Below are 15,712 nucleotides of genomic sequence, written 5' to 3'. Positions count from 1 at the left end.
TTTGGGGTGATTATATTGACTTTAAATGTTTAAAATTAGTACTTATGATTAAAACCATCGCGTTAAAAATAGCTATTAATTTTAATTACTAACTAAATTTATCGTTGTTTTTGAGGTTATTAACGATTAACAAACAAAAAACCCTGTCTCGTTATGAACGAAACAGGGCTTATATTTTAAGTAGTAGTATTTAAAACAAACCGTTTATCTCAGCGTTTATTCTATTGATAATATCTCCTAAATCTTCAGGATTATTCACAAAATCAATATTATCAACATCAATGATTAGTAATTTTCCTTTATCATACGTGTGAATCCAGGCTTCATAACGCTCATTTAGGCGACTTAGATAGTCAATCGAAATCGTGTTTTCATAATCACGTCCACGTTTGTGGATTTGGGACACCAAATTAGGAATAGAACTTCTTAAATAAATCAACAAATCCGGGGCACCTACCAATCCTTCCATCAGTTGAAAAAGGTCAGAATAATTTTCAAAATCACGATTGGTCATCAAACCCATCGCGTGTAAATTGGGTGCAAATATATGAGCATCTTCATAAATCGTTCGGTCCTGAATAATGTTTTTGCCGCTTTCACGAATTTGAAGCACTTGACGAAAACGGGAATTTAAGAAGTAAATCTGTAAGTTGAAACTCCAGCGTTCCATTTGGTGATAAAAATCATCTAAATATGGATTGTCAACAACGTCTTCAAAATGAGGTTCCCATTTAAATTGTTTGGCTAAAAATCGAGTTAACGTTGTCTTTCCTGCTCCGATGTTTCCTGCTACTGCTATGTGCATTATGGTAATTTTATTTTATAATTCTTAATTTCCTGGTTGGTAAAAATAGCCAAAATTTGGTCTTTGTAATAATAATTTTGAAACGATTTCTCAACAATTTCTATTTCGTAAATCGTTTTTATTTTGTTGTTCAGACAGTAGAGAATGTTTTCACTGGAAAACAGGAGTTTTTCATTATCAATGATTTGTATTTTTTCAAAAGGCGGAATATTGGCCAACAGCGTTACTTTACCAAAAATATCAATAGCATACCAATTGTTGATTTCATCTATCCAATAAAAATTATTGAAATCAGATTGGGTATATTTTATACTTTCCTGTATGGGATTTCCAATGTTTTTGAAGGTGTTTTTCAAATAATCAAACAGCATAATTTGTTGGGTCAACGCATTGTAAATCCAAAATTGATTTTGTGAAGCCATGCCAATTTTTGAAGCAAAAATGCTATTATCAATATCAAAAAGATTGAGCTTCTGAATCTCGTTAAGCTGATTATCCAGGGTAATGATAGTATTAAAATCTTCGTAGAAAACTACTATTTTAAGTGGATTGACATAATCAACAGCCGTTATTTTTCCTAGAGGCACATTTTTATACTCCCATTTTTGATTCTCGTTTTGCTTAGTGAATACATTATCCTTGATGTAATAGTTATTGCCGAGTCCATCAAAACCAATGTAGATCTTGTCTTCCAGTTCTTTTGTCTCCATTGCGGTAGTTTTTAGCTTTTGATTTTGACAAAAACCAAACGTAAAGCTCAATAGTAAAAGGAAATAAATTGTCTTTTTCATAATAGTGCTAATTTACAGCAAAGCAAATTAATTTCAACGTGTTCAAAAAAGATATTTTAACAAAACATTTGTAACAGAAATGAATATCATTTAGCATATTTGTTCTTTAAAAATAAAAAAATGAGAAAGTTTATAGTAACTACATTATTCTTTTTAGCCTATATTACCTCAAATGCTCAAAAAGATTTTCAGGGAATGGCGGTTTATGAATCTAAAACCAGTACTTCCGATTTCAAATCCCGTTTTGAAGGCAATAAAGAAATTACGCCTGAAATGCAGAAAATGATTGAAGAGCGAATGAAGAAAATGTTCGAGAAAACATTCATTCTTAATTTTGACAAATCGGCTTCCATCTACAAAGAGGAGGAAAAACTTGACGCTCCGGGACAAGGACAACAAGGCGGAATGCGAATGATGAGCTCTATGATGGGTGGTGGCGGAACCTACTATAAAAATGTAAAAGACAAAAGTTATACCGTTGACAAAGAGTTTATGGGTAAAGAATTTTTAGTAAAAGATTCATTGCCAAAATTAAGTTGGAAAATGGAATCAGAAACCAAAATGATTGGCGGTTATAATTGTTTTAAAGCTACTGCAGTTCGACCAGTTAGCCAATCGGATTTTAGAAATTTCAGACCTAAAAAACAAGAAGAAGCAAAAGAAGGAGAGGAAAAAAAAGACAATAAAGAGAAGAAAACCAACTTTATGGACGACTTCGATTTACCTAAAGAAATCACCATAACCGCATGGTATACTCCTGAAATTCCAGTGAATCAGGGACCGGAAAGTTATTGGGGTTTACCGGGTTTAATTCTTGAAGTAAACGATGGAAAAACGGTTATACTGTGTTCGAAAATTGTATTGAACTCCAAAGATAAAGCCGAAATAAAAGCGTCAACGAAAGGAAAAGTAATCTCCCAAAAAGAATATGATGAAACTGTTGTGAAGAAAATGCAGGAAATGCGTGAAATGTATGATGGACAAAGGGGAGACGGAAACAGAATGCCAATTAGAATGGGACATTGATTTTATCTAACAAATAAGTTTATAGCCTTGACTTCTGATGTTTATAATTTGAACAGCAGCATCAAGGCTTAATTTTTTTCGTAATTTGGTAATGAAAACATCCATACTTCTTCCGGAAAAGAAGTCGGTATCGCCCCATATTTTTTTCAGAATTACCGCGCGTTCAATGATTTCATTTTTATTTTCTAGTAGTAAATGAAGCAATGCAGCTTCCCGGTGTGTTAGGTTTTCAGTTTTGTCATCAAAAACGAGTGTTTGCTTTATGGGATGGAATAAATACATTCCAACGCTAACTGCTTCGTCAATGTTTTTAGAAATAATTCTTCCTAAAAGGGAATGAATTCTAACAATTAGTTCTTCCATACTGAAGGGTTTTTTAAGATAATCGTTTCCGCCAACCGAAAATCCTTCAACAACATCTTGGGTTTGTGATTTAGCCGTTAGAAAAAGGATGGGTACACTTTTGTTTACTTTTCGAACATCTTTAGCTACCGAAAAACCATCTTTAATAGGCATCATCACATCAAGAACCAAAATATCCGGATTTTCTTTGATGTATACATCAAAAGCTTCCTGACCATTTTTGCAATGCAATACATCAAAGTTTCGGGTCTCCAGACTTTCCTTTATGATTTGTGCTAAAGCCAGTTCGTCTTCTGCCAAAAGAACTTTTATCTTAGTATTCATTAGGAAGTGTTATTTTAAATATTGTTGGTGCAGCATTGGATAGTAATTCAATCGAACCGCCGTGTTTTTCAATTATTTTTTTCGAGTAATATAATCCAATTCCAAAACCTTTTACATCGTGAATATTGCCTTTCGGGATACGATAAAATTTTTCAAAAATCTTTTCACGCAAACTTTTGTCAATTCCAATTCCGTTGTCTTCAATTAAAATACTTATGCTTTTTTTATCAGATGTTAATCTCACTTTAATATGATTCCCGCCATATTTTACAGCATTGTCAATTAAATTGGATATGGCATTTTCGATATGAAAAGAATCAATAGCAACAAAAACCTCAGGGTAATCAGATTCAAATAAGATGGTCTTTTCAGGAACATTGATTTGTTGCTTTTCGATACAGCTAGTCAGTATTGGAAGCAAATCGGTTTTTTCCTTTTTAAGCATTAACTGATCCGTCTCAAGCGATGCGGTCTCGAGTAATCGTTCCACCATAACTTCCAGTTTTTTCAATTGATTTCCGGATATAGCTAAATAACGGTTCGTTTTTTCCACATCGTTTTCAGCGTTAAAGCTTTTAATTCCTTCTATAGCAGTACTAATAGTTGTGATTGGTGTTTTAAATTCGTGTGTAATATTACTGATTAAATCATTTTTTATTTCGTCAATTTTTTTCTGTCTATTAATGGTTCGAAGTAAGTACAACAAACAACTGATTATGGATAACGACAACAAAAGGGATAATAGTATCTCTGTCATGCTTCTTTTTACTATAGTCAACATAGGGTTTGAAAAAGCTAATTCCAATTTCTGTCCGGAAGGAAGGTAAGTAGATTTTGAAATGGTTTTCAAAGGCAATTCGGCTTTTTTCTGTAACCCAAATGTATCAAATAAGGAATCCGATTTATATTGATTAAAAGCATACAGGATGTTGATGTTTTTTCGAGTCAATTCCTTTTTTAAATGGGCATTTAGCTTTTTAAAATCGATAGAATCTCTCACCATCGAAATGATGATTCTATTAGCCAAATCCTTGATTTTAGAAATACTGTCGACAGCTTTTTTTCCGGTGAAAACAGTTAGCGATGTTATTTTTTCGGGATTTATTTTAGAAAGAGACACTTTTGGAGTTGCAATGTGAATTTTGCTTTTGGTGTGTAGGGTATCTGTTTTGTTAAAAAGGGCTATTTGTTTCCGGATGGAATCTAGACTCGCTTTTTGATTAAATGAGCTTTTTTTATCAGTAGAACTTACTTTGTACTGAATGATAGTTGAGGTTTTGATACTGTCCTTTTGGATACATTTCTTCTTTGTTTTGTTAAACTGCTTTTTGAAGATGGAATCTTTTTCAAGTGATTTAAAAAAATCATCAGATTTGATCGATTTATTATTGTTCACATAAGCCACAAAATCATTTTTAACATCTTCTACATAGTAATATTCAATGCTGTTGTCTAAGGCTATTTGCACTTCATTAATTAATCGCGCCTTATTTTCTTTATAGTTTTTGATATTCCAATATACTTGTAGCCCTATTGTGGCAACAATAGTCAATGTGATAAAGAGAATTAAATAAGCATTATTTTTTCTTTTCATAAATCAAAAGTACTAACAAAAGAAATCAAAAAAACACCGTTAACAAACGTTAACTTTAGTTAACCCAAAATGAGTTTATTTATTTTTTCATTTGTAACATCAATTTAAAATTATAACATCATGATTAAGATTATAACCAAAGTAACGTTAGCTGTATTGCTATTAGCCGTAAGTGTTTCTAAAGCACAAAATTTTCAAGGTCAGGCTTTTTATAAATCCAAAACCAATATGGATGGTTCTTTAAAAATAGAAAGTTCAAGCATGACAGAAGAAATGAAACAGAAATTTATGGAGAGCATGAAAAAAGAATTTGAAAAAGAATATATCCTCACTTTTAATAAATCAGAATCAGTTTATGAAGAAGAACAAAAATTAGACGCTCCGGAGCCATCAGCTGGTGGAATGATGATAAAAATGGAGAATTCGAATGATGGCAAAATCTATAAAAACATAAAGGATAAAGTCTCGATTACCGAAGAAGAATTTTTCGGAAAAGAATTTTTAATCACCGATTCGCTTTCAACCTACCAATGGAAAATTGAAGGCGAGTCGAAGAAGATTGGCGAATACACCTGTTATAAAGCAACTTATACGATTCCTGTTTCTGAAAAAGAAAAAGAGGAATACGCCAACTTTAAAAACAAACAGACCGATAGTAAAACACAGTTTTTAATGATGGATGAGCCTAAAGAACAACTAATCTCGGTTTGGTATACTCCGGAAATACCAATAAGTAATGGTCCGGGAGAATATTGGGGATTACCCGGATTAATTTTGGAAGCTAGTTTTGATAAGACAGTGGTTTTATGCTCAAAACTAATTTTGAATCCAAAAGACAAACTGATTATTAAAGTGCCAAAAACTGGAAAGAAAGTGACGAAATCTGAATATGAAAGTCTTGTACAGAAGCAAATGGAGCTCATGAATAGCCAACGTGGTGATGGAAAAGACGGAATTAGGATAGAAGTTCACAGATAATATCTAAAAATTTCTTAAATAAAATCATTTCAACCCTTACTTTTATACTTTTAAACTTCTAAAAACAACTTTGATGAGGAATCTTTATTTCATACTTATACTTTTTATAACATCCATTTCCTTTTCGCAAAATATAAAGTTCGACGGAGTTATCGCTGACGCTAAAGCAGTGCCTTTAGAAATGGCCAATGTGATGGCGGTAAATCAGGCTACAAAAGCTGTCGATGCTTACAGTATAACTAATGATAAAGGAAAGTTTCAACTAAATTTAAAAGCTAATTCAACTTATGCAATTAAAATTAGTTATATAGGCTATCAGTCGGTAGATATAACTGTTGCCACAACTACGGAAAACATCAATAAAGTTATCACGCTTGAGGAAGGAACGCAACTTGATGAGGTAGAAATCGTTCGCGAAATGCCGGTTTCCATCCATGGTGATACCATTTCATACAACGCCGATTCCTTCAAAACAGGTACAGAAAGAAAACTCGAAGATGTATTGAAAAAGTTACCCGGAGTTGAAGTAAATGCCGATGGTGAAGTAGAAGTAGAAGGTAAAAAAGTTACCAAACTAATGGTGGAAGGCAAAGATTTTTTTGATGGCGATACCAAACTTGGCGTGAAAAATATTCCCGCTGACGCGATTGATAAAGTGCAGGTGTTGCGAAACTACAATGAAAATTCGATACTAAAAGGGGTTGAAAATAATCAGGATAATGTGGCCATGAACATTAAACTGAAAAATGGGAAGAAAAACTTTTGGTTTGGCGATATGACTGCCGGAGGCGGCATTGATGATAAAGGTAAAGCCGATCGATACATAATCAATCCAAAGCTGTTTTATTACAGTCCAAAATACAGCATCAATGTTATTAGTAACTTTAATAATATAGGTGAACTGCCACTAACCATTCAGGATTATTTCAAATTTACCGGTGGTTTCAGAAACATGATGGGCAAAGGTGGTTCCAGTTTTAATGTGTCCTCCAATGATTTGGGAATTTCATTGCTACGAAATAACAGAGCTAAAGAAATTGACACCAAATTTGGCGCGACAAATTTCTCCTATAATCCAACAAAATCATGGACATTGAGTGGTTTTGGAATTCTATCTTCTTCTATTACTGATTTGGAAACCAAAGCCAAAACTAATTTCCTGCAGCCCAATTCTTCCGATATTGCGTCAACCGAAAATCGGCAGGAAGTAGCGCATCAAAAGAATAGTTTAGGATTATTTAAACTAAGTTCTAGCTATAAGCCCAATGCTAACTTTCAGTTTGATTACGATATTCTCGGAAAATTATCCAAACAAGAGGAAGTAAATTCGTTGCTGAGAGAAACTGTTATTAACACCAATTCAAATTCAGAGAATATCAATACGGCCAAAAACCAAGCACCAACTTCAGTCAATCAGAATTTGAGTTTTTATTATACGGCTTCCGAAAAAAATGTTTTCGCTCTTGAAATGCAACATTTGTATCAGGATGAAGATCCATTTTATAATGCCAATTTAGCGAGTGATCCATTTACATCGCCTACAAGTAATATTCTGGGTTATGACACCGCACAAATCAGAACAGATTTGAACCAAAATCGGTTTGTAAAAACGAATAAATTGGATGCCAAATTGGATTATTATTACATGTTGACACCAAAAAGCAATATCAATATAACCTTTGGAAATACGTATTCGAATCAGACTTTCAATTCAAGTATGTATCAAATTTTAGATAACGGAAATAGTACATACTTAGCCAACGAAGCCAATTACAACGATGTGAATTATCGCTTTAATGATGCTTTCCTTGGAGCGCATTACAAAATGTTGTCAGGAAAATTCACTTTTACACCGGGAATAAGTGCTCATAATTATTCGATGGATAACCAGCAGTTGGGAACCGATTATAAATTAAACTTCACCCGACTTTTGCCTGATTTATTCGTTTTATACCAAATAAAAAAAGCAGAAACATTAACCTATAATTTTAGTTTCACCAATAATTTTACAGACATTAATAAACTAGCCGAAGGATACGTGCTCAACAGCTACAATACGTTGTCTAAAGGAAACAGATTGTTAGAAAATTCAACCAGTCAAACCCATTCGTTGCGGTATTTTAAATACAATATGTTTAATTTCGAAAATATATTTGCCTATGCAACTTATTCAAGAACGATTGATGCAGTTAAATCGCGATTCCGTTTTGATGGGGTAAATCAAGCTTCATCACCAATCAATTCTAATTTTGCAGACGAAGCTTTCTCTGCAATGGGAAATTATGGCAGGTCTTTTGCGCGGTTTTACAAAGCGTCCTTAAGTGCTAACATCAATTGGTCCAAATTTAACAACCTACAGTTTAATCCACTAACGAATACAGATATAGCCATTAGTAATGAAAGTTTTACCCAAAATTATGCTATAGAATTTTCTACTAATTTTAAAAAATTGCCAAACATTGAAATCGGTTACAATTATTTGATTAATGAATATCAGGGCAATACGTTTTACACCGACAAGCCTTCTGTAAAACTGGATTATTTTTTCCTTAAGAGTTTTTCATTCGTTTCAGAATATGAGTTTTACCATTATTACAACAACGATAGAACAACCGAAAACGAGTATGATTTTCTGTCAGCCAGTTTGATTTATCAAAAAACCAAAGACAGCAAATGGGAATACAAACTATCAGGAACCAATTTGTTAAACACGACGTCGCTTAATGATGACAGTTTTAATCAAAACATTGTCAGAACCTCGCAATACAGAGTCCAACCGCGTTATGTAATTTTGAGTTTAAAGTATAATTTGTAGCTGTTCCCGCTGTTCGCTATATCTTTTTATCTCGTTTAATAACGAGATAAAAAGGATGCCGCTACCATCAAGGCTAAAAAAATCCCGTCTTGTATAGAACCAGACGGGATTTTTATATTTAAGAGTTTCAGATTTTACAATCCAAAAGCAGCTTTTACTTTATCTACATAGTCTAATTTCTCCCAGGTAAATAAATCAACAGTTACTGTTTTTGGCGCGCCATTTGGCAATTGGAAAGTTTTAGTAACCGTTTCAGGAGTTCTTCCCATATGACCATAAGCAGCGGTTTCACTATAAATTGGGTTTCTCAATTTCAAACGTTGCTCAATAAAGTATGGACGCATATCAAAAACGTTCTCCACTACTTTACTGATTTCTCCGTCGGTCAAATTCACTTTAGAAGTTCCGTAAGTCACAACGTTGATAGAAGTTGGTTTAGCCACACCAATCGCATAAGAAACCTGAACTAAAACTTCGTCACACAATCCGGCAGCCACTAAGTTTTTTGCAATATGACGGGTTGCATAGGCCGCAGAACGGTCCACTTTACTTGGGTCTTTTCCAGAGAAAGCACCACCACCGTGAGCTCCTTTTCCACCATAAGTGTCAACGATAATTTTTCTTCCTGTCAAACCAGTATCTCCGTGTGGTCCACCGATAACAAATTTCCCGGTTGGGTTGATGTGGTAGGTAATATTATCATTAAAGAAATGAGCATATTGTGGGTATTTCGCTTTAATTCTCGGAATCAAAATCGACACTAAATCGCTTTTGATTTTCGCCAACATTTCAGCTTCCGGAGCAAAGTCATCATGCTGCGTAGAAATTACGATAGCATCAATTCTTTGTGGTTTGTTGTCATCAGAATACTCTAAAGTAACTTGCGATTTAGCATCCGGGCGTAAGTACTTAATTTCGGTATCTTCTCTTCTTAGATTAGCTAATTCAATTAACAAAGCATGAGAAATATCTAACGCTAATGGCATATAATTTTCAGTTTCGTTTGTGGCATAACCAAACATCATTCCTTGGTCACCAGCACCTTGCTCTTCTTTGCTTGCTCTGTCTACACCTTGATTGATATCAGCAGATTGCTCATGAATAGCAGATAAAACACCACAAGAATCTGCTTCAAACATATACTCACTTTTAGTATATCCAATCTTACGGATAACTTCACGTGCAATAGATTGTACATCAAGATAAGTATTTGATTTTACTTCGCCAGCAAGAATTACTTGACCAGTAGTAACCAATGTTTCACAAGCCACTTTTGATTCCGGGTCAAATGCTAAAAAATTATCAATTAGCGCATCAGAAATTTGATCTGCAACTTTGTCCGGATGTCCTTCACTCACTGACTCCGATGTAAATAAATAAGCCATAACTATATTTTAGTTTAATATTAATTTTAACGAAAAAAAGAGATTGTTATGAAGGCTAAAGAAGGAATGCTGCTTTAGCATTTTTTAACGAGGTTGCAATCAGTTCAAATTTTTCCTCTCATTTTCGAGTGCAAATGTATAAAGACTATTTAGAATACAAAAAACTATTTTGCTTTTTTTATTTTATTTATGATTTTTTAAAAATTCTAAATACGTAGTATTTAAATATATATAATCCAACTTCAAATGTTAAATTTTAAATTTAATTTTGTCAATTCAAAAATAGTTCAGATGTTTGTTCCAGAAAAATAACAAAATGAATTTAATGATGTGCAATATGTGTCGTGTGATGTGGAAGAATCCGCAGAGATAACTATTGCATAATTTTAAATTTTAAAATATATCCAATTAAACCTCTGCAAACCGCAGAGGTTTTTTATTTAAAGCAAAATCAAAATAAAACAAATTAAAAAATAAACAATGAACGTAACAGTAAAAAATATGATGATGAACTTTATGATGATGCACATGATGTGTTGTCGTATGTGCACACCCTGTTACCAAAAGTTGAACACTTAGTCGTAGTTTATCTACACCCTAAAAGTCCCTTTGGTAAGCCATCCAAAGGGACTTTTTTATTTATCCAAGTTTGTCACCCTGAGCGCAGTCGAAGGGCCTTTTTCAAAAAAAACTAAAATTTAATATTTAAAAACTAAAATTTAAAAATCATGAGCACACAAAAATTCGCAACAAACGCATTGCACGCAGGACACGACGTTACTAAAAACGCAGGAACTAGAGCCGTTCCAATTTATCAAACCACTTCGTATGTATTTAATAATTCTGACCATGCCGCTAATTTATTTGGCTTAGCTGAAGCAGGATTTATTTACACTCGCCTAAACAATCCAACAAATGACATTTTGGAGCAACGTTTAGCCACATTAGAAGGAGGAATCGGAGCAGTCGTAACCGCTTCAGGAACATCGGCTATTGCAACCACTCTTTTAGTTTTGTTAAAAGCCGGTGACCACATCGTCGCTTCCAATAGTTTATATGGCGGAACATACAATTTGCTTAAAGTTACTTTACCAAGATTAGGCATCACAACAACTTTTGTTGACCCATCCAACCCAGAAAACTTTACTAAAGCGGCACAAGAAAATACTAGAGCATTCTTTGTAGAAAGTCTTGGAAATCCAAAACTAGATGTACTTGATTTAAAAGCTATTTCTACCGAAGCGAAAGCCTTCAAAGTGCCTTTTATTGTTGACAATACGGTAGCCACACCCTTTTTGCTGAACCCAATTCAATATGGTGCTGACATTGTAATTCACTCTTTAACCAAATACATCACCGGAAACGGAACTTCGCTTGGTGGCGCAATCATCGATGCTGGAAATTTTGACTGGAGCAACGGAAAATTCCCCGAATTCACGGAACCATCAGCAGGTTATCATGGATTAAAATACTACGAAGCTCTTGGCGCCGCTTCATTCATTGCCAAAGTAAGAATCGAAGGCTTACGCGATTTTGGAGCAGCACTAAGTCCGTTTAACGCTTTTCAAACCATTCAAGGATTGGAAACTTTAGAAATCCGAATTAAAAAACACAGCGAAAACGCTTTGGCTTTAGCCCAATGGTTGCAATCACAAGAACAAGTGGCTTGGGTAAATTATCCAGGATTGGCAACTTCAAAGTATAAGGAACTTGCCGATAAATACCTTCCGAACGGGAAAAGCGGTATTGTCACTTTCGGGCTAAAAGGTGGATTTGAAGCCGCTAAAAAAGTAGCTGACGGAACCAAATTATTCTCATTATTGGCCAATATTGGTGATACCAAATCCTTAATCATTCATCCGGCAAGTACCACACATCAGCAACTATCAGATGCTGAACAAGAAACAACAGGAGTAACTAAAGACTTAATTCGCCTATCGGTTGGCTTAGAAGACATCGAAGATTTAAAAGCCGATTTAAAAGCCGTTTTGGTAAGTCTTCCTGTTGAAAAACTAGTTTAGGTTTGTTTGTTGAGACTGTCTTCAGTTTTGTGGTTGAAGGCGGTCTCTTTAAAACACAAAAAAAATAAAAATGAAAAACTTAGAGAAAATAGATATTTTTAATTTCGATTTAGAAAACGGAAAGCAGAAACCATACATTCCATTGTTCTTCCAGCAATTTGGACAAGCCATCGGAAGTGCGCCAGTAGTTGTCGTAAATCATGCTTTGACAGGAAACTCAAATATTACAGGAGAAAACGGCTGGTGGAACGATTTAATTGGTGAAAATAAAATTATCGACACTACTTATTTTACCGTGATTGCATTCAACATACCCGGAAATGGATACGATGACAACTTGTATAATTTAATTTCAAATTATCAGGATTTTACCATTCGGGATATGGCCAGAATTTTTTGGGAAGGCTTATTTTCTTTAAAAATTGACGCTGTTTTTTCTGTTATTGGAGGAAGTCTTGGTGGCGCTTTAGCTTGGGAGATGACTGTTCTTTTTCCAGAAAAAGTCGAGAATTTAATTCCGATTGCTTCCGATTGGAAAGCTACGGATTGGGTAATTGCGAATGTTTTAATTCAAGATCAAATTCTAAATAATTCTAATGACCCAATTGCGGATGCAAGGTTACACGCCATGCTTTTGTATAGAACACCCCAATCTATCAATCAAAGATTTCAAAGAAGTAAAAAAGGAAACCTATCCGTTTTTCAAATTGAAAATTGGTTGACAAATCATGGTTTAAAACTCAAAAACCGCTTTAGATTATCAGCTTATAAGTTGATGAATCATTTATTAAAAACAAATGACATTACTCGAGGCAGAAAAGATTTTTTGAGCATTCTAAAAGAAATTAAAACCAGTATTCACGTCGTGGCGGTTGACACCGATTATTTTTTCATCCCGGATGAAAATCGGGAAACCCATAATTTATTGAATTCTACTAAAGAAAATGTATACTATCACGAGATAAAATCCATTCATGGTCACGATGCTTTTTTAATAGAATTTGCCCAGTTAGCCCAAATTTTAGCCCCTATTTTTAACAAACAAAAACAACAAAGTTATGTCAGCGCTTAGAATCAACATAGTTCTTTTTGGTATCGGCAATGTCGGTAGTACATTGATAAATCAGGTTATTGAAAGCCAAAAATTCTTTCTCGAAAAAAGAAATATTGAGTTGCGATTTCCAATAATTACTAATTCCACTTTGGCATTTTTCGAAAAAGGCGGAATCAAAAATCAATGGGAAGCTAACTTTGCTCAATCAGCAATTCCGTTCCGAATTGAAGACATCATCGAATACGTTCAGGAACAACAACTCGAAAACCTTATTGCAGTTGATGCTACTGCAAGTTCAGACATTGTCAAAAATTACATTCCACTCATTCAAAATGGGTTTGATATTGTATCCGCCAATAAAAAAGCGAACACGCTACACACTGATTTCTACAAAGAGTTAAGAAGAAATCTTAAAAAATTCGATAAGTCATTTTTATACGAAACCAATGTTGGAGCCGGATTACCAGTTGTTCAAACCATAAAAGAGTTGCATTTTTCGGGCGAAGAGATTACTAAAATTCGTGGTGTATTCTCAGGTTCAGTAAGCTATATCTTTAACAGATTTTCATCAGAAGAGCTTCCGTTTTCAAAAATTTTGGCCGAAGCGGAAAAAACGGGTCTCACAGAGCCCGATTCTCGTGAAGATTTATCAGGAAATGATGTCGCCAGAAAATTATTGATTTTGGCACGTGAGATAGAACAACAAGTCGAATTTTCAGATATCACTATTTCATCCCTTTTGCTCCCAAATTTGAATGAAGATAACTCTAAAGCCGAATATTCGGTAAACAAACAGCTTTTTGACAAGCCTTTTCACATTGCGAAAATCACACAAGCCGATAATCATGTGCTGCGCTATGTTGGAGAATTTGACATAAAATCAAAACAATTGGAAGTCAAATTGATTTCCGTTCCTAAAAGCTCCGCGCTTGGTCAATTAAAAGGGGCTGATAACCTGATTGAAATTTACACCAAATCCTATGGCGAACTTCCAATTGTAATTCAAGGTGCCGGAGCCGGAAAACAAGTTACGGCGCGAGGCGTTTTGACCGATATTTTAAAAGTTGCCGAAACAATAAAAATTAAAGAAGCTGTTTGGTTATCACTTTAATATCTTTAAGTAACCTTATGACACTAAAACTAAAGTAGTAGTTTGTTGTTGATTTTTATTATTTAGGGTACAGATTTTTATCTAAAACATACTCATATCAACCCTTGGTCGAGTATTTTTGCAGATGAAAGAAAAGTTGTAGATAAATTTTAAAATAAAATTAACTTCGTCCAAATTTAAAATAACAACTTATGAAAAAAACTTTACTCTTAATCGCATTTTTTACCACAATTGTTTCGAATGCTCAAAATTTAATCACTCAAAATTTTGATGACATTACCACACTAGAACCAAGTGGTTGGATTTTTTCAAATTTAGCTAATAACGTTGGAGCCACTACTTGGTTTCAAGGAACAGAAACTGTTTTTGTAGCTAACAGCGGAGCTACAACGTCATATATTGGAGCTAATTTCAATAGCATTACTGGTTCAGGCAGAATAAGCACTTGGTTGTTTACCCCTATTTTAACTGGATTACAAAATGGTGATATAATTTCCTTTTACACCCGTACTACTATTAATCCAGCAACATTTCCTGATAGATTAGAGCTAAGAATTAGCACAGACGCAACAGAAGTTATGCCCAATGCCCCTAACAATGTTGGCAGTTTCACTACTTTAGCATTGTCAGTAAATTCAGCTTTGAACACAACCGATTACCCTGCTGAATGGACGCAATATAGTTACACTATTACAGGATTAACTGGACCAACTGATAGCAGAATTGCACTGCGTTATCATGTGCAACAAGGAGGACCATCAGGTGTAAATTCAAATTATATAGGTATTGATGATTTTTCTGTAGACCGACCAGCACTTGGGATAAGAGATTTCTTTGCTAACAATTTCTCATTACAACCAAATCCGGTTAAAGATATTTTTAGTGTGACTTCAAAAAATAATGCAACAATTGAAAATGTTTCAGTGATAGATATTAATGGAAGAATTGTAAAGGAGATTAAGGTTTCTACTATAGATGCTGTTCAAATAAACATTGCTGATTTAAATGCTGGAGTTTATTTTGTTAAAGTAAAAACAGGATTAGGAGTTGGAACTTCAAAAATTATAAAGAACTAAATTTTAATTAATTATATTTTTAAAAGGAGCTTATTTTTAAGCTCCTTTTTTATGATAACGATGTAGTTGTTTTTTAAAAACTTATTTATAAATTTTGTTGTAATTCTAAAATCTATGTCATTACTTTGCAAAGTTCATAAACTTATTGTTCGTTATCACGAAAGCTGGAGGGAATAGACCCGTTGAAAGCTTAGCAACCCTTTGCCAAAAGAAGGTGCTACATTCTAATCTGAAATTTTCAGATAAAGATAACCCGAGAATTCTTCTCTCTTTCAGATAACATACTATATTTTTTTACGAGCTAATGGCTTGCGCATTTTTGCAATCCATATTCCCGCTTTCTGTGCTACACGATAGCACTGCCAATCG

At 34.0% G+C, this 15,712-nt stretch carries 12 protein-coding genes and 1 riboswitch; of the genes, 7 read left to right on the top strand and 5 right to left on the bottom strand.

Going from position 1 to position 15,712, the window contains the following annotated elements; translation table 11 throughout:
* Positions 1-190: 190 nt before the first annotated feature.
* Both QWY90_RS12090 and QWY90_RS12085 read right to left on the bottom strand, forming a co-directional pair.
* Complete coding sequence (locus tag QWY90_RS12090; protein ID WP_290286199.1) at positions 191-805, bottom strand: deoxynucleoside kinase; 615 nt, start codon at positions 803-805, stop codon at positions 191-193.
* Positions 805-1,515, bottom strand: a complete 711-nt coding sequence (locus QWY90_RS12085) for a hypothetical protein (protein ID WP_290286198.1) — start codon at positions 1,513-1,515, stop codon at positions 805-807. Before QWY90_RS12085 ends, QWY90_RS12090 begins: the two co-directional genes overlap by 1 nt.
* 201 nt (positions 1,516-1,716) lie before the next feature.
* Here QWY90_RS12085 and QWY90_RS12080 point away from each other — a divergent pair, with 201 nt between their 5' ends.
* On the top strand, positions 1,717-2,622 hold the full coding sequence (locus tag QWY90_RS12080; RefSeq protein WP_290286197.1) for a GLPGLI family protein: 906 nt from the start codon (positions 1,717-1,719) through the stop codon (positions 2,620-2,622).
* Between the two features lie 6 nt (positions 2,623-2,628).
* Here QWY90_RS12080 and QWY90_RS12075 read toward each other — a convergent pair whose 3' ends face one another.
* Positions 2,629-3,309, bottom strand: coding sequence for a response regulator transcription factor (locus QWY90_RS12075; protein WP_290286196.1), 681 nt, complete (start codon positions 3,307-3,309; stop codon positions 2,629-2,631).
* Complete coding sequence (locus QWY90_RS12070) at positions 3,299-4,903, bottom strand: sensor histidine kinase (protein ID WP_290286195.1); 1,605 nt, start codon at positions 4,901-4,903, stop codon at positions 3,299-3,301. The genes QWY90_RS12075 and QWY90_RS12070 overlap by 11 nt, the downstream gene beginning before the upstream one ends.
* Before the next feature lie 120 nt (positions 4,904-5,023).
* Between QWY90_RS12070 and QWY90_RS12065 the strand changes: the two genes are divergently transcribed.
* Both QWY90_RS12065 and QWY90_RS12060 read left to right on the top strand, forming a co-directional pair.
* Positions 5,024-5,881: a GLPGLI family protein gene (locus tag QWY90_RS12065; RefSeq protein ID WP_290286194.1), complete on the top strand. Its 858-nt coding sequence runs from the start codon at positions 5,024-5,026 to the stop codon at positions 5,879-5,881.
* A gap of 73 nt (positions 5,882-5,954) precedes the next feature.
* On the top strand, positions 5,955-8,696 hold the full coding sequence (locus QWY90_RS12060) for a carboxypeptidase-like regulatory domain-containing protein (protein ID WP_290286193.1): 2,742 nt from the start codon (positions 5,955-5,957) through the stop codon (positions 8,694-8,696).
* A gap of 134 nt (positions 8,697-8,830) precedes the next feature.
* Here QWY90_RS12060 and metK read toward each other — a convergent pair whose 3' ends face one another.
* Positions 8,831-10,081, bottom strand: a complete 1,251-nt coding sequence (gene metK, locus QWY90_RS12055; protein ID WP_290286192.1) for a methionine adenosyltransferase — start codon at positions 10,079-10,081, stop codon at positions 8,831-8,833.
* 728 nt (positions 10,082-10,809) lie between these two features.
* Between metK and QWY90_RS12050 the strand changes: the two genes are divergently transcribed.
* From QWY90_RS12050 to QWY90_RS12035, 4 genes are all read left to right on the top strand, one after another.
* Entirely contained in the window at positions 10,810-12,102 is a 1,293-nt protein-coding gene (locus QWY90_RS12050; RefSeq protein WP_290286191.1) for an O-acetylhomoserine aminocarboxypropyltransferase/cysteine synthase family protein, read from the top strand.
* A gap of 70 nt (positions 12,103-12,172) precedes the next feature.
* The gene (locus tag QWY90_RS12045) at positions 12,173-13,174 is read left to right on the top strand and encodes an alpha/beta fold hydrolase (RefSeq protein ID WP_290286190.1); all 1,002 of its coding nucleotides are present in this window, start codon (positions 12,173-12,175) and stop codon (positions 13,172-13,174) included.
* The gene (locus QWY90_RS12040; RefSeq protein WP_290286189.1) at positions 13,161-14,267 is read left to right on the top strand and encodes a homoserine dehydrogenase family protein; all 1,107 of its coding nucleotides are present in this window, start codon (positions 13,161-13,163) and stop codon (positions 14,265-14,267) included. The genes QWY90_RS12045 and QWY90_RS12040 overlap by 14 nt, the downstream gene beginning before the upstream one ends.
* A gap of 191 nt (positions 14,268-14,458) precedes the next feature.
* The gene (locus tag QWY90_RS12035) at positions 14,459-15,343 is read left to right on the top strand and encodes a T9SS-dependent choice-of-anchor J family protein (protein ID WP_290286188.1); all 885 of its coding nucleotides are present in this window, start codon (positions 14,459-14,461) and stop codon (positions 15,341-15,343) included.
* A 149-nt stretch (positions 15,344-15,492) separates the two neighbouring features.
* Positions 15,493-15,598, top strand: a riboswitch (SAM riboswitch).
* The last annotated feature ends 114 nt before the right edge of the window (positions 15,599-15,712 follow it).

It is taken from the genome of Flavobacterium paronense (assembly GCF_030409795.1).
Lineage (GTDB): Bacteria > Bacteroidota > Bacteroidia > Flavobacteriales > Flavobacteriaceae > Flavobacterium > Flavobacterium paronense.
Note: the sequence above shows the minus strand (reverse complement) of the source record. Positions and strands in the feature narration are given on the sequence as shown.

Coding starts and splice junctions, on each gene's coding strand:
- QWY90_RS12090 (WP_290286199.1), bottom strand. CDS start 805: ATGCACATAGCAGTAGCAGGAAACATCGGAGCAGGAAAGACAACGTTA.
- QWY90_RS12085 (WP_290286198.1), bottom strand. CDS start 1,515: ATGGAGACAAAAGAACTGGAAGACAAGATCTACATTGGTTTTGATGGA.
- QWY90_RS12080 (WP_290286197.1), top strand. CDS start 1,717: ATGAGAAAGTTTATAGTAACTACATTATTCTTTTTAGCCTATATTACC.
- QWY90_RS12075 (WP_290286196.1), bottom strand. CDS start 3,309: ATGAATACTAAGATAAAAGTTCTTTTGGCAGAAGACGAACTGGCTTTA.
- QWY90_RS12070 (WP_290286195.1), bottom strand. CDS start 4,903: ATGAAAAGAAAAAATAATGCTTATTTAATTCTCTTTATCACATTGACT.
- QWY90_RS12065 (WP_290286194.1), top strand. CDS start 5,024: ATGATTAAGATTATAACCAAAGTAACGTTAGCTGTATTGCTATTAGCC.
- QWY90_RS12060 (WP_290286193.1), top strand. CDS start 5,955: ATGAGGAATCTTTATTTCATACTTATACTTTTTATAACATCCATTTCC.
- metK (WP_290286192.1), bottom strand. CDS start 10,081: ATGGCTTATTTATTTACATCGGAGTCAGTGAGTGAAGGACATCCGGAC.
- QWY90_RS12050 (WP_290286191.1), top strand. CDS start 10,810: ATGAGCACACAAAAATTCGCAACAAACGCATTGCACGCAGGACACGAC.
- QWY90_RS12045 (WP_290286190.1), top strand. CDS start 12,173: ATGAAAAACTTAGAGAAAATAGATATTTTTAATTTCGATTTAGAAAAC.
- QWY90_RS12040 (WP_290286189.1), top strand. CDS start 13,161: ATGTCAGCGCTTAGAATCAACATAGTTCTTTTTGGTATCGGCAATGTC.
- QWY90_RS12035 (WP_290286188.1), top strand. CDS start 14,459: ATGAAAAAAACTTTACTCTTAATCGCATTTTTTACCACAATTGTTTCG.